Source organism: Paracoccus aminophilus JCM 7686 (assembly GCF_000444995.1).
Classification (GTDB): domain Bacteria; phylum Pseudomonadota; class Alphaproteobacteria; order Rhodobacterales; family Rhodobacteraceae; genus Paracoccus; species Paracoccus aminophilus.
On the sequence record NC_022041.1, the window covers coordinates 3,437,224 to 3,457,888 of the forward strand.

Consider the following 20,665-nt stretch of genomic DNA (forward strand, 5'->3'; position numbering starts at 1 on the left):
CTGCCGCGTTAGTGGTTGTCGCGCGGCAGCTTGTTGGCAACCCGCTGATATTTCGTCGCAAGCTCGATGCAACCGCCCTGCGCGAGCTGGCCGACGGTCATGCGGTAAATCTCTTCCCACGGCGTCTGGTTTTCAAGGACCGGCGCGACCCATGCCGCTTTGCGCGCGGCCCATTCCTCATCGGGGACCAGCGCATTCAGCGTGCCCTCGTTCAGATCGAGCCGCACCATATCGCCGGTTTGCAGATAGGCGAGCCCGCCGCCAACCACCGATTCGGGGCTCGCATTGAGGATCGAGGGGCTTTCGGAGGTGCCCGATTGCCGCCCGTCGCCCACCGTCGGCAGGTGCTTGATGCCTTGCTTGAGGATCGAATCCGGCGGCTGCATGTTCACCACCTCGGCGCTGCCCGGATAGCCGACGCAACCGACACCGCGGATGAAGAGCATGCAGCGCTCGTCGATCTGCAACTCGCCGTCATTGATGCGCGAATGGTAATCCTCGGGCCCCTCGAAGACGATGGCGCGGGCGGTGTGGATGCCTTCATGGCCCTTGTCCGACAGGAAACGGTCGTGGAAATCCTGCGAGATCACCGAGGTCTTCATCAGCGCCGAATCGAAGAGATTGCCGTGCAACACGAGGAAGCCCGAATTCGGCCGCAGCGGGTTGTCATAGGGCCGGATCACATCCTGATCGACGCTGAGCCAGCCTTCCAGATTGTCGCCCATGCTTTTCCCGGTCGCGGTCATCGCGCCCTTGCGGATCTTGCCGGCCTTCATCAGCTCGCCCATGACCGCAGGCACGCCACCCGCGCGGAAGAAGCCCTCGCCCAGATATTCGCCCGCGGGCTGCATATTGACCAGAAGCGGGATCTCGAAACCGATCTCCTGCCAATCGGTCACATCCAGCTCGATCCCGGCATGGCGCGCAATCGCCTGCAAATGCGGCGGCGCATTGGTCGAGCCGCCGATGGCCGCATTGACGACAATCGCATTCTCAAAGCTCTCGCGCGTCAGAATGTCCGAGGGTTTGAGGTCTTCGTAAACCATCTCGACGATGCGCTTGCCGGTCTCATAGGCCATGGCCATACGCTCGCGGAAGGGTGCGGGAATGGCCGAGTTCCCGGTCAGTGTCATGCCCAAAGCCTCGGCCATGGCGTTCATCGTCGAGGCGGTGCCCATGGTGTTGCAATGGCCAAGCGAGGGCGCCGAGGCGCAGACGCGGGACATGAATTCATCATAATCGATCTTGCCTTCCGACAAGAGGCGGCGGCTTTCCCAGACAATCGTGCCCGAACCCGCGCGCTTGCCCTGCCACCAGCCGTCGAGCATCGGCCCGCCGTTGAGCGCCAGCGCCGGAATATCGACCGTGGCCGCGCCCATCAGCATCGCGGGCGTGGTCTTGTCGCAGCCTGTGGTCAGCACCACCCCATCGAGCGGATAGCCATGCAGCACCTCGACGAGGCCGAGATAGGCGAGGTTGCGATCGAGCGCCGCCGTCGGGCGCTTGCCGGTTTCCTGAATGGGATGAACCGGGAATTCCATCGGGATCCCGCCCGCCGCCCGGATGCCCGCCTTGATCCGGTCCATCAGGAAAACGTGGATCTTGTTACATGGCGAGAGATCGCTGCCGGTCTGGGCGATGCCGATGATCGGGCGCTCGGATTGCAGCTCTTCGCGGGTGAATTCCTGATTCTGGTAACGCTCGATATAGAGCGCGGTCATCCCCGGATTGTTCGGATTGTCGAACCATTCCTGCGAGCGGAAACGCTTGTTCGCACGGGTATCTGACATGTGATCTCTCCCAATTCGGCCTGGCGAGTGGCGCGGCCCAGAAAGTGGTATACCAAACAAATCCGCCCTGCAAAGAGAGAAGATCGCGCGTGGAGGGAGGTTGAAACCAAAGCCGCAGATCGCCGCTCATGGGGCTTGATCGACCGTAAAAATGGTATACCAAATCAGAGATCACATCATCCGGGGGGAGCATTATGGCAAAATACAGCGGAATCTGGCCCGTCGCGCCGGTGGCTTTTCACGAGGACGGCCGTCTCGATGAGGACGGCACGCGGCGCATTCTTGATTGCATGGTCGATCAGGGCGTCGACGGAATCTGCATTCTCGCGAATTACTCCGAGCAGTTCCTGCTCTCGGATGCCGAACGCGAACAGCTGACGCGGCTCTCACTGGAACAGGTCGCGGGCCGGGTGCCGGTGATTGTCACGATCAGCCATTTCGCCACGCCCATCGTGATCGAGCGTGCGCGGCTGGCGCGTGATCTCGGCGCGGCCATGGTGATGATGATGGCCCCCTATCACGGCGCGACGCTGCGCGCGACGCCCGACCAGATCCTCCAGCAATTCGCGCAGGTGGGCGAGATCGGCCTGCCGATCATGGTGCAGGATGCGCCGATGTCGGGGACCGATCTGTCGGTGCCGCTGCTGGTGCAAATGGCGCGCGAGATCGAGATGGTGAAGCTCTTCAAGATCGAATGCGTGGGTGCCGCCGCCAAGCTGCGCGCGCTGATCGCCGAGGGCGGCACCGATATCGAGGGCCCGTTCGACGGCGAGGAAGGGATCACGCTTCTGGCCGATCTTGACGCCGGGGCGACCGGCTCGATGACCTCGGCCATGATCCCCGATCAGATCAAGCCGATCCTGACCGATTGGGCCAAGGGCGACCGCGCCGCTGCCACGGCGGGCTATGCGCGCATTCTGCCTGCGGTGAACCACGAAAACCGCCAATGCGGCTTTCGCGCCGCCAAGGCGGTGCTGAAAGAGGGCGGCGTGATCGCGTCAGACTTCTGCCGCCATCCGATTGCCCCGCTCGCGCCGCAAACCCGCGCCATGCTGCTGGATCTGGTCCGCCCGCTGGACCCGGTGGCGCTGCGTTGGGGCAAATAGCCCCCTTGCCTCGCCCGCGCGGACCCGAGAGGGTGCGGGCGGGATGCGAGAAGGAGCGACAATGCATATTCTGATTCTGGGCGCGGCGGGCATGATCGGCCGCCGCCTGACCAAGCGGCTGATTGCCGAGGGCAAGCTGGGCGAAACGCCCATCGACAAGATCACCACCTTCGACGTCTTCCCTTCGCAGATCCATTCCGACGAGATCCGGATCGAGGATATCGCGGGCGATGTCGCCGACCGCTCCACCATCGAAAGCCTGATCCTCGACCGCCCCGATGTGATCATTCACCTCGCGGCGGTCGTCTCGGGCGAGGCCGAGGCCGATTTCGACAAGGGCTATCACGTCAATCTCGACGGCACGCGCCAGCTTTTCGAGATGATCCGCGCGCAAGAGGATTACCACCCGCGCGTCGTCTTCACCTCGTCGATCGCGGTCTATGGCGCGCCTTTCTCGGGGGCGATCTCGGACGAGTTCCTGCTCGCGCCGATGTCGAGCTATGGCACGCAGAAAGCGATCTGCGAGCTTTTGCTCAACGATTACTCGCGGCGCGGCATCTTCGACGGCATCGGCATCCGCCTGCCCACGATCGTCGTGCGCCCGGGCAAGCCCAACAAAGCCGCCTCGAGCTTCTTTTCGGGCATCATCCGCGAGCCGCTGGCCGGGCTCGAGGCCGTGCTGCCGGTCGATGACAGCGTGAAAAGCTGGCTCGCCTCGCCCGATGCGGCGGCGGGGTTCCTGATCCATGCGGCGACGCTCGACACCGCCCCCCTTGGCGCGCGGCGTTGCCTCAATATGCCTGGGGTCGCGGTCACCGTCGCGGGCATGATCGAGGCGCTGCGCGAGGTCGCGGGCGACGCGCCGGTTGCGCGCATCCGCCGCGAGCCCGATCCAGCGGTGCGCGCCATCGTCGACAACTGGCCCGAGGAATTCGACCCGGCCCGCGCGCTGGCGCTTGGCTTTACCGCCGATCCCGATTTCGCCAGCATCATCCGCGCCCATCTGCGCGACCAGCAGAAATAAGCGCGACGGGCGGCGCGGCCCCTGGTCGCCCGCCTCCCTTTTCCATCCGGCGAAAGTTGAGCCAGATCCATGTTTGACGCCATTTTCTTCGATCTCGACGGCACGCTGATCGACACCGAAAGCATTGCCCTGCGCACCGGGCTCGAGGTTTTTGCCCGGCTCGGCCATCCGGCGGATGAAACCTTCATGCATGAGCTGATCGGCAAGGACATCCCAAGCGCGACCGCGCTGATCGGTGCCCGGTTTCCCGGGATTGATCTGGACCGTCTCGGTCACGAACAACGCGCGGCCTTCGACGCGGCGCTGACCACTGATTTGCGGCTGAAGCCCGGCGCGCGCGAATTGCTGGCCGCCCTGCCGGTCGCCTCGGCCATCGTGACCTCCTCGGGCCATGCCGAGGCGCATCACAAGATCGGCCTGACTGGGCTGGGTCCGGCCTTTTGCCAGATCATCACCCGCGCCGATGTCTTGGCCCCGAAACCCGATCCCGAGCCCTATCTGCTCGCCGCGCGCCGCCTTGGCGTCGATCCGGCGCGCTGTCTGGTTTTCGAGGACAGCGAAATCGGCGCGCAATCGGCCTATCGCGCAGGCTGCACCGTGGTTCAGGTGCCCGATATCGTGCCCGCCTCGGGCAAATGGGCGCATCACATCGCCCCGGATCTTTTGACCGGCGCGGCGATGGCCGGTCTGATCCCGACCGGGGTCAAGGCTGAGATCACAGAAAAAGACTGAGGCCAAAGCAAAAGGCGCCGGAAAACCGGCGCCTTTTTCATCATCTCAACAAGTCATCTGATCAGGCTTTATCGTCCCAGCCCGAGATATGCTTGGAATCCATGAATTCCTCGAGCCCATAGACGCCGCCTTCGCGCGCACGGCCCGAGGCCTTGATGCCGCCGAACGCCGAGCCGCGACCGCGAGCTTCGCCGTTCATCTCGATCATGCCTGCGCGCAATTTGCGGGCCAGCCGGTTGCGGCGGGCGCCGTCCTGGCTTTGGACATAGTTGGTCAGGCCATAGATCGTGTCATTGGCGATCGCGACGGCCTCTTCTTCACTGTCGAAGGGGATGATTGCCAGAACCGGGCCAAAGATTTCCTGACGCGCGATGGTCATGTCGTTGTTCACATCGGCAAAGACCGTCGGACGCACGAAATAGCCACGATTGACGCCTTCCGGCAGGCCGGTGCCGCCCGCAACCAGACGCGCGCCTTCGTCGATCCCGGCTTGGATGAGGTCCTGGATCTTTTCCCATTGCTGCTTCGAGACGACCGGGCCGATGTGACGGCCGGGCTGATGCGCGGTCGCGACCTCGGTCTGTTCGGCGACTTTCTTCGCCGTCTCGACCGCTTTGTCGTAGAAGCTGCGCTCGACCAGCATCCGGGTCGGGGCGTTGCAGGACTGGCCCGAGTTGTAGAAGACATGGCGGGTGCCGCGCACCACGGCCTTTTCATCGGCATCGGCAAAGATCAGGTTCGCGCCCTTGCCACCGAGTTCGAGCACCACTTTCTTGACCGTATCCGCCGCCGCTTTGGTGATCGCAATCCCGGCGCGGGTCGAGCCGGTGAACGAGATCATATCGACATCGGGATGGACCGAAAGCTGGCTGCCGACGCCGAAACCGTCGCCGTTCACCATGTTATAGACGCCTGCGGGCAGACCGGCCTCGTCGATGATCTCGGTCCAGACGATCGAGGACAGCGGCGCGATTTCCGAGGGTTTCAGGATCACGGTATCCCCGGCGAGCAGCGCCGGAACCACCTTGAGCGTCACCTGGTTCATCGGCCAGTTCCAGGGCGTGATCGCAGCAACGACGCCGACCGGCTCCCACGAGACCATCGCGCCCGGCTCGCCAGTGCGCAGCGGGTGGATGAATTCGAAGCTTTTGAAGGCCTCGATGAAGTTCTCGATATGGTAGGTGCCAGCCTCGACCTGATCGTTCAGAGACATATCGGCGGGCGCGCCCATCTCGACGCTGGTCGCCTCGGCCATATCGGCGGCGCGGCGTTTGTAGATCTCGAGAATCTTCTCGACATAGGCCAGACGCTCTGCGGGCGGGGTCTCGGACCAGGCCGGGAAGGCGGCCTTGGCGGCGGCAACGGCCGCGTCGGTATCGGCTTGATCGCCAATCGAAATCACGGCAACCGCTTCTTCGGTCGAGGGGTCAATCACGTCGAGATCATGCGGCTTGACCGGATCAACCCACTGGCCGTTGATGTAGAATTTCCGCTTGTCAGCAAGTCCGGACATGGGTCGCTCCCTTGATTCATTTGCGGCGAAAGTTGGCATTCCGCGCGCCATAACGCAAGCCGCAGGAAGTTTCTTCTCTGCTGCGACACGAGGACAGACTGGCAATTGGCCGCGCGATCACTATGTTGGCGTCAGACTTTTACTGGAGGGACCAGATGGGCCTGCGCATCAACGATATCGCACCTGACTTCACCGCGGACTCGACCGAAGGCGAGATCCGGTTCCACGATTGGATCGGCGACAGCTACGCGATCCTGTTCTCGCATCCGCGCGATTTCACCCCGGTTTGCACCACCGAATTCAGCGCCGTCGCTCAGCTCGTGCCCGAGTTCGAGAAGCGCAACACCAAGGTTCTCGGCGTCTCGGTTGACAGCGTCGAAGACCACGGCAAATGGAAGCACGACATCGCCCAGGTTGCGGGCGTGCCGGCGAATTTCTCGATCATCGACGACACCTCGCTGAACGTCGCGAAAGCCTTCGACATGCTGCCGGCAGAGTTCTACCTGCCGACCGAAGGCCGCACCCCGGCCCATTCGGCGACCGTGCGCACCGTCTTCATCATCGGGCCGGACAAGAAAGTCCGCCTGACCATGACCTATCCGATGTCGGTCGGCCGCAACTTCGCGGAAATCGTCCGCGCGCTTGACGCGGTTCAGGCAACCGACGGCGTGCCGCTGGCGACCCCGGCCAACTGGATCCCGGGTCAGGACGTGATCGTGGCTTTGTCGCTCGACGACGCGGCGGCGGAAGCGAAATACGGCACGCTCGACAAGAAGCTGCCCTATCTGCGCTTTGCCAAAGACCCCAAAGCCAAAGCCTGAAGCTGACGGCTTGAGACGCGAAAGGCCCGCCACATTGGCGGGCCTTTTTCATGGGTGAGCCTAGTGCCCGACCGAGCGTGAGAACAGGTTGATGACCATCACGCCGATCAGAATAAGCCCGATGCCCGACAATGCGGCGAGGTCGAGCTTCTGGCCAAAGCGGAAATAGCCCACCGCCGAGATCAGGACGATGCCGAGCCCGCTCCAGATCGCATAGGCGATGCCGACCGGCATGTGACGCAGGGCCTGCGACAGGAAGAAGAAGGCCGAGAGGTAAAACAGCCCCATCAGCACGGTTGGCCCGATCAGGGTGAACTGTTGCGAGCGTTGCAGATAGGTCGTGCCGATCACTTCCGAGACGATGGCGATCAGCAAGGCGCCATAGCTGAAAACAAGAGGATGCATGGCGGGGTTACTCCGTTCGGGTTGCGGCGAGCAGATGGTCACGCAGGGCGGCGCGGTCTTCGATCCAACAGGTGTCCTCGTCCCAAAGATCCCAAAGCCAGACCCCATCCGCCGCCATCCGCACCGCGGTCAGCGCGACGCTGCCATCGGTCTCGCGGTGGCGTTCGAGGCGCTGGTTGACCCAATCGGTCCAGATCCGGCGGTGGCTCGGCTCGGCGAAAAGCGCGATCGAGACCGGCGCGGCGGTGTCGCAAACGGCAAAGATCGCCAGCACATAGGCCCGGGTGAAGCAACCGTAGCTCGCGCCGTCCTGCGCCAAAGCCTCTTCGACGATCGCATCGACCTGTTCGAGCTGCTGGCGCACGACCTCGTGGATCAGATCGTCCTTGCTGGCGAAATGATGAAAGAGCCCGCCTTTGGTCACGCCCGCCGCCGCAGCGACGGATTGGACGGTGACCGCGTGCAGGCCCTGCCCCACGGCAATCTCTGCCGTGGCATCGAGCAGGCGCTGACGCACCAGCTCGGGTTGTCGTTTTCTGGGGGATGAGCTGTTCATGCAAGAAACATACCTACCGTCCGGTATGCTTGCAAGAGATCTGTTCGCAAAGGGCCCAAAAGGAAAAGCCCCGGCCGGGCCGGGGCTTTCCATGTCTCAAACCTGAGGCAATCAGCCTTCGGTCTTTTCCGATTTCTCGGCGGCTTCCGGAGCGATTTCCGCGCCGGTTTCCTGATCGACCATCTTCATGCCAAGGCGAACCTTGCCGCGATCGTCGAAGCCCAAGAGCTTCACCTTCACTTCTTGACCCTCTTTCAGGATCTCGTTCGGGTGGGTCAGGCGCTTGTTCGCGATTTGCGAGACATGGACCAGACCATCGCGCTTGCCGAAGAAGTTCACGAAGGCGCCGAAATCGACGAGCTTCACGACTTTACCGGTGTAGATCTTGCCTTCCTCGGGCTCGGCCACGATCGAATAGATCATGTCGTAAGCCTTTTTGATCGAATCGGCATTGGCCGAAGCGATCTTGATGGTGCCGTCGTCGCTGATGTCGACTTTTGCACCCGAGGTTTCCACGATCTCGCGGATGACCTTGCCGCCCGAGCCGATCACTTCACGGATCTTGTCGGTCGGGATGGTCATGGTCTCGATGCGCGGAGCATGAGCCGAGAATTCGCGGCGGCCTTCGGTCAACGCATTCGCCATTTCGCCGAGGATGTGCATCCGGCCGTCTTTGGCTTGCGCCAGAGCCTGCTCCATGATCGCGGGCGTGATGCCAGCAACCTTGATGTCCATCTGCAGCGAGGTGATGCCGTTCGAGGTGCCTGCGACTTTGAAGTCCATGTCGCCGAGGTGATCTTCGTCGCCGAGAATGTCGGTCAGAACCGCCCATTTCTCGCCTTCAAGGATCAGGCCCATGGCAACACCAGCCACCGGAGCTTTCAGCGGAACGCCCGCATCCATCATCGCCAGCGAGCCGCCGCAAACCGACGCCATCGAGGACGAGCCGTTCGATTCGGTGATCTCAGAGACAACGCGGATCGTGTAGGGGAAGTCCGTCGCAGCCGGCAGAACCGCTTGCAGCGCACGCCATGCCAGTTTGCCGTGACCGATTTCACGACGGCCCGGCGAACCCACGCGGCCCACTTCGCCAACCGAATAGGGCGGGAAGTTGTAGTGCAGCAGGAAGTTCGAACGCGAATTGCCGTGCAGCGCGTCGATGATCTGCTCATCGTCGCCGGTGCCAAGCGTGGTCACGACTAGCGCCTGAGTTTCGCCGCGGGTGAAGAGCGACGAACCATGGGTGCGCGGCAGGATGCCGACTTCGCTGTCGATGGCGCGGACGGTCTTGTTGTCACGGCCGTCGATGCGTGCGCCACCATTGATGATGTCGCCGCGCAGAATGCCCGATTCCAGCTTTTTCAGCGCCGAACCGAGGTTCGAATCGGCCAGTTCCTCTTCCGAGAGACCGGCTTTGACCTTGGCTTTGGCAGCTTCGATCGCGTCGTGACGCTCGCCTTTGTCGCGCAGCGCATAGGCGGCGCGCATATCGGCCTCACCCAGCGACTTCACCTTGCCATAAAGCGCCGAATAATCGGGCGATTGGAAGTTGAAGGGCTCTTTCGCAGCGACTTCGGCCAGATCGATGATCAGGTCGATGACCGGCTGCATCGCTTCATGGCCGAATTTGACGGCGCCGAGCATCTCTTCTTCGGTCAGCTCATAGGCTTCCGATTCGACCATCATCACGGCGTCTTTGGTGCCGGCGACGACGAGGTCCAGACGCTGCTCGGGGTTCGAGCGCAGGTGGTCCATATCCGAAACTTCGGGGTTCAGGACATATTCGCCATCGACGAAACCGACGCGCGCAGCGCCGATCGGGCCCATGAACGGAACGCCCGAAATGGTCAGCGCGGCCGAAGCGGCGATCATGGCGACGATATCGGGATCGTTGACCAGATCATGCGACAGCACGGTGCACATCACCAGAACTTCGTTCTTGAAGCCCGAAGCGAACAGCGGACGGCAGGGACGGTCGATCAGGCGGGCGGTCAGCGTCTCTTTTTCGGACGGACGCGCCTCACGCTTGAAGAAACCACCCGGAATCTTACCGGCGGCGTAGTATTTCTCTTGATAGTGAACGGTCAGCGGGAAGAAGTCCTGACCGGGCTTGGGTTCCTTGGCGAAGGTGACGTTCGCCATGACACTGGTTTCGCCCAGAGTGGCGATAACCGAACCGTCAGCCTGACGAGCAACTTTGCCCGTCTCCAGCGTCAGGGTTTCTTGGCCCCACTGGATCGATTTCTTCACTTCATCAAAATGCATCTATGTTCCTCTGGGCGCCACCGGACCCTCCGGCTGCCCTGCATATGGCGGCCCCATTGCCGCCGTCCCCCAATCCTTACGCATGTGCCCCGGAGGATAGAGCGTCACGTCACAGATGGGCGGCGCATACAACAAAACAAGTGTTTTGGGAAGCGGAGAGTGCTGGGGGCGGCCCGCGCATCCTCGCAGAACTGTGGCTTTCCGTCATTTGCGCAAACAGATTAGTCTGACCGGCAACCATCCCTTGCGGCGGAGCGGACGTGAGCCAGACCCTCGACACCCATTTCGCCACCCTCAGCCAGTGGCGCGAAGAGCTGCTCGCGCTGCGCGCAATCCTGCTGGCTGCGGGGCTGCGCGAGGAATGGAAATGGTCCTCGCCGGTTTATACCCATGAGGGCCAGAATGTCGCGATCGTCTGGGGGTTCAAGGATCGCGCGACGCTGGGGTTCTTCAAGGGCGTGCTGCTCGACGACCCAGAGCGGATCCTCGAGGTGCCGGGAGAGAATTCGCGCAGCTCCCGGATCGTGAATTTCACGGATCCCGCAAAGATCGCGCAGCTCAAGCCGGTGCTCCTCGCCTATCTTGCCGAGGCGAAGGAGAAGGCCGCCGTCAAGATCGCGCTCGCGAAGGACGATCTCGCCTATCCCGACGAATTAAGCGAAGCGCTCGCTACAGACCCCGAGCTTGCCGCAGCCTTCGAGGCGCTGACACCGGGGCGGCGGCGGAGCTGGGTGCTGCATGTCTCGCAAGCCAAGCAGGCCGCGACCCGTCAGGCGCGGATCGCCAAGGCGGCGCCCGCGATCCGCGCGGGTAAGGGCTTCAACGACCGCTAGTCGCGACGCAAAGAAAAACGCCCGCGGTTTTCACCACGGGCGCTGCATCTGAAATCTGGGACCGGATTAGCGGCGCAGACCCAGTTTGCCGATGAGAGCGGTGTAACGCGCTTCATCTTTGCGCTTGAGGTAGTCAAGCAGCTTACGACGGGTCGCAACCAGCTTCAGAAGGCCACGACGCGAGTGGTTGTCCTTCTTGTGGGTCTTGAAGTGCTCGGTCAGGGTCGCGATGCGGTTGGACAGGACTGCAACCTGAACTTCCGGGGAGCCGGTATCGCCTTTTTTGGTGGCGAATTCGGTCATCACGCGGTTCTTTTCCTCAACAGTGATCGACATCGGGATCTCCTTTCAGGATAGAGGGAAATCAGGCACCGGCCGGGATGTCGTCCAGCACGGGTCCGTAAAGCGCCCCCGGATTCGCATCCGAAGGATCGGGCCATATAGAAGGATCGCGCCAAAAAGGAAAGCGATTCTTGCCGGTGTTCAGGCTTCGCTTAAACCGCTCCCAGCTCGATCTCAGACCGGTCTCAGGCTGCACGGCGGATGCGGGTGACAAAGAGATCGCGCGGATCGATCACCGGCCCGCCCTGCAACCGCGCCACGGCCACACCATCGACATGGATCACGGTCATGCCGTCGTCATCCTGCTCGAAATGCAGCTTCGGCACGGGACCGCGCGGATCGCCCTCAACGCGGATTTCGATGCGATCGACGCCGGGCGTGTAATCCCCGACCACCGGCGGATTGTGGTGGCTGTCGGGCATCAGGACGAAAAGGTCCTCATCCTCGCCGCCTTCGGCAAAATCCCCGGCATGGGCGACCAGCGTATCGCGACCGGGGCCGCCATGCAGCCAAGCCCGCTCTGGCCCGCGATTGCCGATCAAGAGGTCATTGCCCTCGCCGCCGTTGAGATCGCTTTCGCCCGGGCCTGCGACCAGCGTGTCATTGCCGTCGCCGCCATAAATCGTGTCCCGCCCGCGCCCGCCAAAGATCTTGTCATCGCCCGCGCCGCCAAAAAGCGTGTCATTCCCCGGCCCGCCATAGATCGTGTCATTGCCACCATCCCCGGCCAGCATGTCATTCCCGGCCCCGCCATAGATGAGATCATGGCCGCCCGGACCATAGGCCCCATCGCCGTGGACCCAATCATCTCCGCGACCGCCATAGATCGTGTCATTGCCGAGATTGCCGAAAATATCGTCGCGCCCCCCGCCGCCGTAGATCAGATCATCACCGGTGGTTCCTGCCAGCCAATCCCCGTCCGAGCTGCCCTGAAGATGAGCGCCCGCCTGAGAGGGCCGCCCCTCTTCGCCCTCCGGCGTTTCGCCGGAAGGGCCGCCATCGGGATGTTCCCCGGCGGGATGCTCTTCGTCCGGCGTGCTGTCGTCAGAGCTTTTGTCATCATCCCCATGCCCCGCATGAAAGGCGGATTCCAAGGCAAGGCCTGCCAAAAGCAGACAGATGATCCCGCCGATTGTAAACATGGCGACTCTCCGGACTCAGGTGTTGAACAGTTCTCTTTATAACCCCGGTGCGCTCTGCTCGCAGACGAATGTTAAGAGAAGGTTAACCGCCAGAGATGCACCCGCCGGGCCGCCAGAGCGCAGTTCTGCCGGTCTCGGCGCAGCGCCCTCAGACTGACGTCGCGAAATTTTTCCCTGACCCTATTGCACCTTATGTTGACCGGGTGAATTCTGGGCGGGTTAACTTTGACCAAGCCTCCGCCCCCTGAGCCTTGTGCAGCTGCTCCGGACGCGAGGCTGCCAAGGACTTCGGGACAAGGTTGGGAGAAGGAATGAACACGTTACTGCGCGCCTTTCTCAGCAAGGCGATCACCACGGGACATCTCACCATCGCGGGCCATACCGGAGACGAGATGACCGTCGGGGACGGCACCGGCCCCGCAATCCGACTGCGCTTCAACACCGCCTCTGCCGAACGGGCCGTCGCCCTCGATCCGGCGCTGAAACTCGGCGAGTGCTATATGGAGGGCGAGATCGATTTCGAAGAGGGCACGGTCTACGACCTCATCATGCTGGCCTATCGCAACGCCGGCCGCGATCTGGTCAGCACGCCCTGGGCCAAGCTGATGGAGCAGTTCCGCGTCGCCTGGCGGCGCTTCCATCAGCTCAACACCCGCAACAAATCGCGTGGCAATGTCCATCGCCATTATGATCTGTCGGCGGATCTCTATCGCATGTTCCTTGACCCGGACATGCAATATTCCTGCGCCTATTTCTCCGATCCCCAAATGGATCTGACCGAGGCGCAGCTGATCAAGAAGCGCCATATCGCCGCCAAGATGCTGATGGCCGACGGGATGGAAACGCTCGACATCGGCTGCGGCTGGGGCGGCATGGGGCTTTATCTCGCGCGGGTTGCCGGGGCGAAGGTGACCGGGGTCACGCTCTCGGACGAACAACTTGCGGTCGCCAAGCGCCGGGTCGAAGCCGAGCATCTGGCGGGCCGGGTCGAGTTCCGCCTGCAAGATTATCGCGACATTTCCGAAAGCTTCGACCGCATCGTTTCGGTCGGCATGTTCGAACATGTCGGCATCAACCATTACGACACCTTCTTTCGCAAAAGCGCGCAGCTTTTGAAGAAAGACGGCGTTATGCTGTTGCACACAATCGGCCGTGCCGATCCGCCCGGTGCGACCAACCCCTTCATCCACAAGTATATTTTCCCGGGGGGCTATATTCCGGCCTTGTCCGAAGTCATGCATTCGATCGAAAAATCCGGGCTGATCGCCACCGATATCGAGATCCTGCGCCTACATTACGCCGAGACGCTGAAAGCCTGGCGCGAGACCTTCATGGCGCGGCGCGACGAGGCCAAGGCGATCTATGACGAGGCCTTTTGCCGGATGTGGGAATTCTACCTCGCGGGCAGCGAGGCCACCTTTCGCGAGGGCGGCATGGTCGTGTTCCAGATCCAGCTCGCCCACCGGGTCGAGAATGTACCGATCACTCGCGACTATATCGCCGAGGGCGAAAGCCGACTCGCCCGGCTTGAGGACAGCAGGGGTATTCCGGCCCCCGCCTGGCCCGAGGACTGGCCAGAGCTTGCGCAAAAGGCCAATCGCATCCGCTCGGTTTGCGGTTAGGGGCTGCGGTTAGGGGCTGCGGTTAGAGTCTGCGGCTAGGGCATAGGGTCGCGTGGGGTTCAGCGCGAAAAGGCGTTGAACCCTGCAAGCTGCTCATCCATCGCCAGCAAATGCTCGAAGACGCGGGGCGAGGCGCGCAAGCCGTTGTGCTCGAATTCATTGGTCAGCCACAGCCGGACATTGCCCAGCCCGCGCGCCGTGCGCAGGGAAAGGTCTTGGTCGACATACATGTCATCGGTATAGACCGCCGCCGTCACCGGCACCTCATTGGTCGCAAGCCGCGCCGGATCGTAAAGCTGTGCGTCCAAGGGCATCTGCGCCAAGGCGCGCGCCGCCGGGCCAAAGGGGCGCAGGGCGCGGATCTCGTCAAACATCCACGGATAGATCATCTCGCCCGTGAGCATCAGCGGGCGACGAGCCGCGTCGAATTCTGGAAATTCAGCCAGCAGGCTCTCGGCGGCCCAGTCTGTCGCCTGCCCATGCTGGGCGTAGATCGCCTCATGGATGACCGCGAAGAGCGGATTATGGTCAAACGACGTCGTGTCGCGGACCGTGCCAAGGAAGCTCTCGGAAAGCTGGCCATCCGCCGCAAAAGCCTCGTCGAGCAGCCAATGCAGCGTCTCGAAAGCGTCGCTCATGCCGAGGCTCAGGCCCAGATATTGCAGCCGCCGCACAGTAAGGCGGTCGCCATCGGGCAGGCGCACATCCTGCGTCGCGCAAAGAACGGCGATGCGGTCCAGAACCGCCTGATCCTGCGGGTAGCGCGCGAAATACTGGAGATTCTTGTCGGCAACGCGCGGATAGGTGTGGCGATAGATCTCGCGCGCATCGGATGAAATCCCGGCCAAACCGCCGGTGATATAGCAGCCCGCCAGACCCTCGGGGGCCAGCGAGAGATAGCTCAGCGTCAGAAAGCCGCCGTAGCTTTGGCCAAGCGTGAACCACTTCTGCCCGTCGAAACGCGCTTTGCGCAGATGCTCGGCGTCGCGGATGATGCTGTCGGCGCGCAGGCAAGAGAGGTAATGCGCGCCCTCCTCGGCGCTCATCGCGGCAAAGGCACGGCCCTGCACCGGGGTCGAGCGCCCGGTGCCGCGCTGATCCAGAAAGAGCACGCGGAAGCGTTTGAGCGCGACCCCAAGCCAGCCCGGCGCGCCGCCGATCGGACGCGGCGATTTCCCGCCCGGCCCGCCTTGCAGATAGACCAGAACCGGCAGCGCCTCGCCGCCCGGCGCCACGACCTCGCGCGCAAAGACCGAGATCTGCGCGCCTTCGGGTCTGGCCCAATCCAGCGGAACGGAGAGCTGATGATCGCGGATGGTTGCGCCGGGGATGCGGTAGGTCATGGCGGGCCTTGCTGGGGTTTTCTCCCTCCTACCCCAGCACGGCGCGATTGTCGAAGCCGCTTAAAGGCAGCGCCCGCCGTCGATCTCCATCGCGACGCCGGTGATCATCGAGGCCTCGTCCGAGCACAGAAAACAGGCGGCATTGCCCAGATCCTCTGGGGTGGAAAAGCGCCCGAGCGGGATGGTCGAGAGGATTCTCGCGCGGATTTCCGGCGTATCGCCGCCCATGAAGGTGGACATCAGGGCGGTCTCGCCCATCACCGGATTGACCGCATTGACGCGGATGCCGAAGGGCGCAAGCTCGACCGCCATGCCCTTGGTCGCAGAGATCATCCAGCCTTTGGACGCGTTATACCACGTCAGATTCGGGCGCGGCGAGACGCCTCCGGTCGAGGCGACATTCAGCACGACGCCTGATTTCTGCGACTTGAAATAGGGCACGACCAACTGTGCGGAATTATAGACCGAGCGCATGTTCGTCTCGGCAATCCGGTCGTAGGTCGCGTCATCGATCTGGTCGAGCGGCGTCGGCACATGCCCAACCCCGGCGTTGTTGACCAGAATATGGAGCCCGCCAAAGGCCTCCAGCGCCAGGGCGCGCGCCTCTTCGAACGCGGCCCGCAGCGTGACATCCCCGACCAGCGCCCGGCCCTGTTTGCCCAGCTCTTCGGCGACGCGCAACGCGTTCGCGCCGTCGCGGTCCATGACCACGACCTTCGCCCCCTCTGCCGCGAATTTCCGCGCGATCCCCTCGCCGAAACCGGACGCCGCGCCGGTCACGATCGCCACTTTTCCCGAAAGCCGCATCTTCTCCTCCTGTCCTTTGCCCAAGCTTGCGCCGATCCCACCGCTCTCGACAACTGCGATCTTGGGGGCGCATGATCGGCACGGGACGACGGGTTGGGGAGGACGGTCATGACCGATTGGCAGGCGCGCGCCGCGGCGCTTTACACCGGCGATTTCCGCCCGATGTTCATCGGCGGCGCTTGGGTCCCCGCGCAATCGGGCGAGGTGATCGAGGCGCGCAACCCCGCCACCGGCGCGCTTCTGGCGACGATCCCCAAGGGCAGCCCGGCGGATATCGACGCTGCCGTCCGCGCCGCCCGCCGCGCCCTCGAGGGCCCATGGGCGCGCTTCACCCCTTTCGAGCGGCAGGCGCTTTTGCTGCGCATCGCCGAGCGCATGGACGCCGAATGGGAGACGCTGTGCCTGTCCGATACGCTCGATATGGGGATGCCGATCTCGCGCACGCTGCTGAACCACCGCCGCATCATCGGGATGCTGCGCTGGTATGCGGGGCAAGCGGTGGCGATCCACGGCGCGACCATCCCGAATTCTTTCCCGGGCGAAATCCTGTCGATGACCGTCAAAGAGCCGGTCGGCGTCGTCGGCGCGATCATCCCGTGGAATGGGCCCATGGCCAGCGCGATCTGGAAGATCGGCCCGGCGCTCGCCACCGGCTGCACGGTGGTGCTGAAACCCTCGGAGGAGGCCTCGCTGACCGTGCTGATGATCGCGCGGATCATGCAAGATGCCGGGCTGCCCGAGGGCGTCTTGAACATCGTCACCGGCATGGGGCTTGAGGCCGGGGCGGCGCTCGCCGCGCATCCCGAGGTCGACAAGATCGTCTTCACCGGCTCGACCGCGACCGGGCAGGCGATTGCACGCGCGGCGACCGGCACGCTGAAACGGGTGACGCTGGAGCTCGGCGGGAAGTCTCCGGTCATCATCTGCAAGGACGCCGATCTCGACAAAGCCGTGCCGGTCGCGGCGATGTCGGTCTTTGCCAATTCCGGGCAGGTCTGCATCGCGGGCTCGCGGCTCTTTGTCGAGCGAGGGGTTCAGGACGAAGTCCTCGCCCGGCTTGCCGATTTCGCGCAAAAGCTGCGGGTGGGTGATGGGCTTGACCCCGGCGTCGATCTCGGGCCGCTGATTTCGGCGCGGCAGGCCGAGCGCGTCGCGGGTTATCTCGAGGCCGGACGCGCGGAAGGGGCCGCGCTGATCACCGGCGGCACGCGGCTGAGCGGTGCGGATTACGGCAGCGCGCAGTTCTTTGCGCCGACCGTCTTCGGCAATGTCACCGACGAGATGCGCATCGCGCGCGAGGAAATCTTCGGTCCGGTGATTTCGGCCCTGCCCTTCGACACACTGGACGAGGTCGTCGCGCGCGCCAATGCCACGCCCTATGGTCTCGCCGCCGGGATCTTTACCCGCGACCTCGGCACCGCGCATAAGCTGGCGCGGCGCACTCGGGCGGGCTCGGTCTGGGTGAATATGTATCACGCCATCGACCCCGCCGTGCCCTTTGGCGGTATGAAACAGTCGGGCTATGGCCGCGAAGGCGGTGTCGAGCAGATCGAGGCCTATCTGGAAACCAAGGCGATCTGGATCAACACCGACTAGTGCGGCCCTAGATGTGCAAGGCGCGGCCAAGGGCTTTCAGGCAGGCCTCGTGCAAAGCCTCGCCCCGGGTGGGATGGGCGTGGATCGTGCCGATGAGATCGCCCAGCCGCGCGCCCATTTCCAAGGCAAGCGCGAAACCCGCCGCGAGTTCGGAAATCCCCGCGCCGACGGCCTGAATGCCTAAGATCTCCTCGCTGTCCTTGCGCGCAGTGACGCGGATGAACCCATCCTCGCGCCCCGCCGTCATGGCGCGGCCATTGGCGGCAAAGGGGAAAAGCCCTGTCACGACCTCATGGCCCGCCGCCTGCGCCTCATCGGGCGAAAGCCCGACCGAGACGATCTCGGGATCGGTGAAGCAAACCGCCGGAATGGCGCGGTGATCCCAGTCGCGGCGGTGGCCTGCGACGATCTCTGCGACCATCTCGCCCTGTGCCATCGCGCGATGGGCGAGCATCGGCTCTCCGGTGACATCGCCAATCGCAAAGACCCCGCGCATCGAGGTCCGGCATTGCCCGTCCACCGCGAGATAAGGCCCGCTCATCGCCAGACGCAGCCCCTCGATCCCGGCCTCGCGGGACCGGGGACGGCGGCCGACGGTGACGAGGATCTTCTCGGCGGCAATCTCGATCGCGGCATCGGTGACCGCGACGCGCAGCGCGCCCTGATCGGAGAGGCCGCCCGCCCGCGCGCCCGTCATCACCTTGACGCCCAACGCGAGCAGGCGCTGCGAGACCGGCCGGGTCAGCTCGGCGTCATATTGCGGCAGGATGCGCGGCCCGGCTTCCAGCACCGTGACCTCGCTGCCAAGCTTGGCGAAGGCCGTGCCGAGTTCGAGCCCGATATAGCCGCCCCCGACCACGGCGAGCGTTTTCGGCACCTCACGCAGCGCCAGAGCCTCGGTCGAGGACATCACCCTCCCGCCAAAGGGCAGCGCGGGCAGCTCTACCGGGGCCGATCCCGTCGCGATCACCACCGCCTCGGCGCGAATCAGAACCGGGCCCTCAGGGGTCTCGACCAGCGCGGTCTTGCCGTCGCGCAGGGTCGCTTCGCCCGCGATCAGGCGAACGTTCGCTTTGCGCAAAAGCGTCGAGACGCCATTGTTCAGCCGCTCGACGATGCCGTCCTTCCACGCCACCGTCGCGCCCAGATCGACCTGCGCGCCGCTGGCGGAAATCCCCATTTCGGGCGCTTTCGACAGGCTGGCAATGCGGTGGAATTCATCGGCTGCGTGGATCAGTGCCTTCGAGGGAATACAGCCCATATTCAGGCAGGTCCCCCCCGGCGGCAGCGGATCAACCACGACCGTATCAACGCCCAACTGACCCGCGCGGATGGCGCAGACGTAACCCCCGGGACCGGCGCCGATCACCAGAAGGCGACAGGAAATCTCGCGCATCTTAAGCCTCCACGAAGATCAAAGCGGGGGTTTCGAGCAGCTCTTTCAGCCGCTGGACGAAAACGGCGGCATCCCAGCCGTCGATGATGCGGTGATCGAAACTGCAGGAAATGTTCATCATCTTGCGGGGTTCAAAGGCGGTGCCGTTCCAGAACGGCCGCACCGCCAGCCGGTTGATGCCGATGATCGCGACCTCGGGAACGTTGAGGATCGGCGTCGTCGCAATCGCGCCCAAAGGCCCCAGCGAGGTCACGGTGATGGTCGAACCCGACAGCTCCTCGCGCTTGGCCGAGCCGTCACGCGCGGCCTGAGCCAGCCGCAAAAGCTCGGCCGCCGTGTCGCGCAGCGACATCGCCTCGGCATGGCGCAGAACCGGCACCATCAGCCCGTTCGGCGTCTGGGTCGCGATGCCAAGATGAACCGCACCAAAGCGGCGCGCGATGCCCTCCTCGGGCAGATAATGCTGGTTGATGACCGGATGGTCTTTCAACGCGCGGATCAGGGCGCGGGCGATGAAGGGCAGCAGCGTCAGCTTGGCCGCCTTTCCCTCGGCATTCATCCGGGCGCGCAAGTCTTCGAGCGCGGTCGCGTCGACCTCTTCGACGATGGTGATCGCCGGGACGCGGTTGGCCTCTTCCATCCGCTCGGCGATGCGGCGGCGCAGGCCGATGATCTTGATGTCCTCGACCCGCGGATCGCTGCGCGGACCGCTGACCTGCGGCAGACCGCCGGTGGCAATGAAGGCGTCGAGATCCTCATGGGTAATGCGCCCACCCGGACCCGAGCCGCGCACTAGTCGCAGGTCGATCCCGGCATCCCGCGCTCGGCCCCGCACAGAAGGCGCGGCGATGGGCTTTTCCCCTTCAGCGCGCAAAGGCGCGGTCGCGCGCGGCGCCTTGGCGGCGGGGACCGGGTCCGCTGGCGGTTTTGGCGTGGAAGTGGGCTCGGCTTGGGCCGTAGATTGCGCGTCAGAATGCGCCTCGGCATGAGCTTCGGAACTTGCGCCAGACCGCGCCTCTGCCTGAGCGGAGGCCTTTGCGTCAGCTCCAGCCCCCGCGTCAGCCCTCGCCCCCGCGTCAGCTCCAGCCCCCGCGTCAGCCTTTGCCCCGCCCTGCGCGACATTGCCCGCACCATCGACCTCCAGCCGGATCAGCTCCGCGCCGACTGCGATCTTGTCGCCCGTCGCACCGGCCAGCCACAGCACGGTCCCGGTGACAGGAGCCGGGATTTCCACGGTCGCCTTGTCGGTCATCACCGCGACCATCGGATCATCCTCGCGGATGGTCTGGCCGACCGAGACCATCCATTCGGCGATCTCGGTTTCGGCAATGCCTTCGCCGATATCGGGCATACGGATCGAATGGATACCCAT

The 20,665-nt window shown here is 63.8% G+C and carries 18 protein-coding genes; 7 read left to right on the forward strand and 11 right to left on the reverse strand.

What is annotated here, in order from left to right:
* Positions 1-8 precede the first annotated feature (8 nt).
* Positions 9-1,790 carry an IlvD/Edd family dehydratase gene (locus JCM7686_RS16765; RefSeq protein WP_020951986.1) on the reverse strand — a complete coding sequence of 594 codons (1,782 nt, stop codon included), beginning with the start codon at positions 1,788-1,790 and terminating at the stop codon, positions 9-11.
* 194 nt (positions 1,791-1,984) lie between these two features.
* On the opposite strand from JCM7686_RS16765, the gene JCM7686_RS16770 reads away from it, so the two are divergent.
* The 3 genes from JCM7686_RS16770 (at position 1,985) to JCM7686_RS16780 (ending at position 4,652) form a co-directional block, all read left to right on the forward strand.
* Positions 1,985-2,896: a dihydrodipicolinate synthase family protein gene (locus JCM7686_RS16770; RefSeq protein WP_020951987.1), complete on the forward strand. Its 912-nt coding sequence runs from the start codon at positions 1,985-1,987 to the stop codon at positions 2,894-2,896.
* A 61-nt stretch (positions 2,897-2,957) separates the two neighbouring features.
* Positions 2,958-3,920: a D-erythronate dehydrogenase gene (gene denD, locus JCM7686_RS16775; protein ID WP_020951988.1), complete on the forward strand. Its 963-nt coding sequence runs from the start codon at positions 2,958-2,960 to the stop codon at positions 3,918-3,920.
* A gap of 69 nt (positions 3,921-3,989) precedes the next feature.
* Complete coding sequence (locus tag JCM7686_RS16780) at positions 3,990-4,652, forward strand: HAD family hydrolase (protein ID WP_020951989.1); 663 nt, start codon at positions 3,990-3,992, stop codon at positions 4,650-4,652.
* 61 nt (positions 4,653-4,713) lie between these two features.
* On the opposite strand, the gene JCM7686_RS16785 is transcribed toward JCM7686_RS16780, so the two are convergent.
* The gene (locus JCM7686_RS16785; RefSeq protein WP_020951990.1) at positions 4,714-6,165 is read right to left on the reverse strand and encodes an aldehyde dehydrogenase family protein; all 1,452 of its coding nucleotides are present in this window, start codon (positions 6,163-6,165) and stop codon (positions 4,714-4,716) included.
* Between the two features lie 155 nt (positions 6,166-6,320).
* Here JCM7686_RS16785 and JCM7686_RS16790 point away from each other — a divergent pair, with 155 nt between their 5' ends.
* Complete coding sequence (locus JCM7686_RS16790) at positions 6,321-6,986, forward strand: peroxiredoxin (RefSeq protein ID WP_020951991.1); 666 nt, start codon at positions 6,321-6,323, stop codon at positions 6,984-6,986.
* Positions 6,987-7,046: 60 nt separating this feature from the next.
* Here JCM7686_RS16790 and JCM7686_RS16795 read toward each other — a convergent pair whose 3' ends face one another.
* The 3 genes from JCM7686_RS16795 to pnp form a co-directional block, all read right to left on the reverse strand.
* The gene (locus JCM7686_RS16795) at positions 7,047-7,391 is read right to left on the reverse strand and encodes a DMT family transporter (RefSeq protein ID WP_020951992.1); all 345 of its coding nucleotides are present in this window, start codon (positions 7,389-7,391) and stop codon (positions 7,047-7,049) included.
* A 7-nt stretch (positions 7,392-7,398) separates the two neighbouring features.
* Positions 7,399-7,947 carry a TetR/AcrR family transcriptional regulator gene (locus tag JCM7686_RS16800; protein WP_041527432.1) on the reverse strand — a complete coding sequence of 183 codons (549 nt, stop codon included), beginning with the start codon at positions 7,945-7,947 and terminating at the stop codon, positions 7,399-7,401.
* A gap of 111 nt (positions 7,948-8,058) precedes the next feature.
* Positions 8,059-10,212 carry a polyribonucleotide nucleotidyltransferase gene (gene pnp, locus JCM7686_RS16805; RefSeq protein WP_020951994.1) on the reverse strand — a complete coding sequence of 718 codons (2,154 nt, stop codon included), beginning with the start codon at positions 10,210-10,212 and terminating at the stop codon, positions 8,059-8,061.
* A gap of 260 nt (positions 10,213-10,472) precedes the next feature.
* Here pnp and JCM7686_RS16810 point away from each other — a divergent pair, with 260 nt between their 5' ends.
* Positions 10,473-11,045: a YdeI/OmpD-associated family protein gene (locus JCM7686_RS16810; RefSeq protein ID WP_020951995.1), complete on the forward strand. Its 573-nt coding sequence runs from the start codon at positions 10,473-10,475 to the stop codon at positions 11,043-11,045.
* Between the two features lie 66 nt (positions 11,046-11,111).
* Here JCM7686_RS16810 and rpsO read toward each other — a convergent pair whose 3' ends face one another.
* Positions 11,112-11,381 carry a 30S ribosomal protein S15 gene (gene rpsO / locus JCM7686_RS16815; RefSeq protein WP_020951996.1) on the reverse strand — a complete coding sequence of 90 codons (270 nt, stop codon included), beginning with the start codon at positions 11,379-11,381 and terminating at the stop codon, positions 11,112-11,114.
* A gap of 191 nt (positions 11,382-11,572) precedes the next feature.
* A complete protein-coding gene (locus JCM7686_RS16820) occupies positions 11,573-12,529 on the reverse strand; it encodes a calcium-binding protein (RefSeq protein WP_020951997.1) in 957 nt (318 codons plus the stop codon).
* A gap of 311 nt (positions 12,530-12,840) precedes the next feature.
* Between JCM7686_RS16820 and JCM7686_RS16825 the strand changes: the two genes are divergently transcribed.
* Positions 12,841-14,151, forward strand: a complete 1,311-nt coding sequence (locus JCM7686_RS16825; RefSeq protein ID WP_020951998.1) for an SAM-dependent methyltransferase — start codon at positions 12,841-12,843, stop codon at positions 14,149-14,151.
* Between the two features lie 59 nt (positions 14,152-14,210).
* Here the strand turns inward: JCM7686_RS16825 and JCM7686_RS16830 are convergent, their stop codons facing one another.
* Together JCM7686_RS16830 and JCM7686_RS16835 are read right to left on the reverse strand one after the other, a co-directional pair.
* Positions 14,211-15,494, reverse strand: coding sequence for an alpha/beta fold hydrolase (locus JCM7686_RS16830; protein ID WP_020951999.1), 1,284 nt, complete (start codon positions 15,492-15,494; stop codon positions 14,211-14,213).
* Positions 15,495-15,554: 60 nt separating this feature from the next.
* The gene (locus tag JCM7686_RS16835) at positions 15,555-16,301 is read right to left on the reverse strand and encodes a glucose 1-dehydrogenase (RefSeq protein ID WP_020952000.1); all 747 of its coding nucleotides are present in this window, start codon (positions 16,299-16,301) and stop codon (positions 15,555-15,557) included.
* 108 nt (positions 16,302-16,409) lie between these two features.
* On the opposite strand from JCM7686_RS16835, the gene JCM7686_RS16840 reads away from it, so the two are divergent.
* Positions 16,410-17,897 (forward strand): aldehyde dehydrogenase family protein, encoded by a 1,488-nt coding sequence (locus tag JCM7686_RS16840; protein WP_020952001.1) that lies wholly within the window; start codon positions 16,410-16,412, stop codon positions 17,895-17,897.
* Positions 17,898-17,904: 7 nt separating this feature from the next.
* Here the strand turns inward: JCM7686_RS16840 and lpdA are convergent, their stop codons facing one another.
* Together lpdA and JCM7686_RS16850 are read right to left on the reverse strand one after the other, a co-directional pair.
* The gene (lpdA, locus tag JCM7686_RS16845; RefSeq protein WP_020952002.1) at positions 17,905-19,293 is read right to left on the reverse strand and encodes a dihydrolipoyl dehydrogenase; all 1,389 of its coding nucleotides are present in this window, start codon (positions 19,291-19,293) and stop codon (positions 17,905-17,907) included.
* 1 nt (position 19,294) lies between these two features.
* Complete coding sequence (locus JCM7686_RS16850) at positions 19,295-20,665, reverse strand: dihydrolipoamide acetyltransferase family protein (protein WP_020952003.1); 1,371 nt, start codon at positions 20,663-20,665, stop codon at positions 19,295-19,297.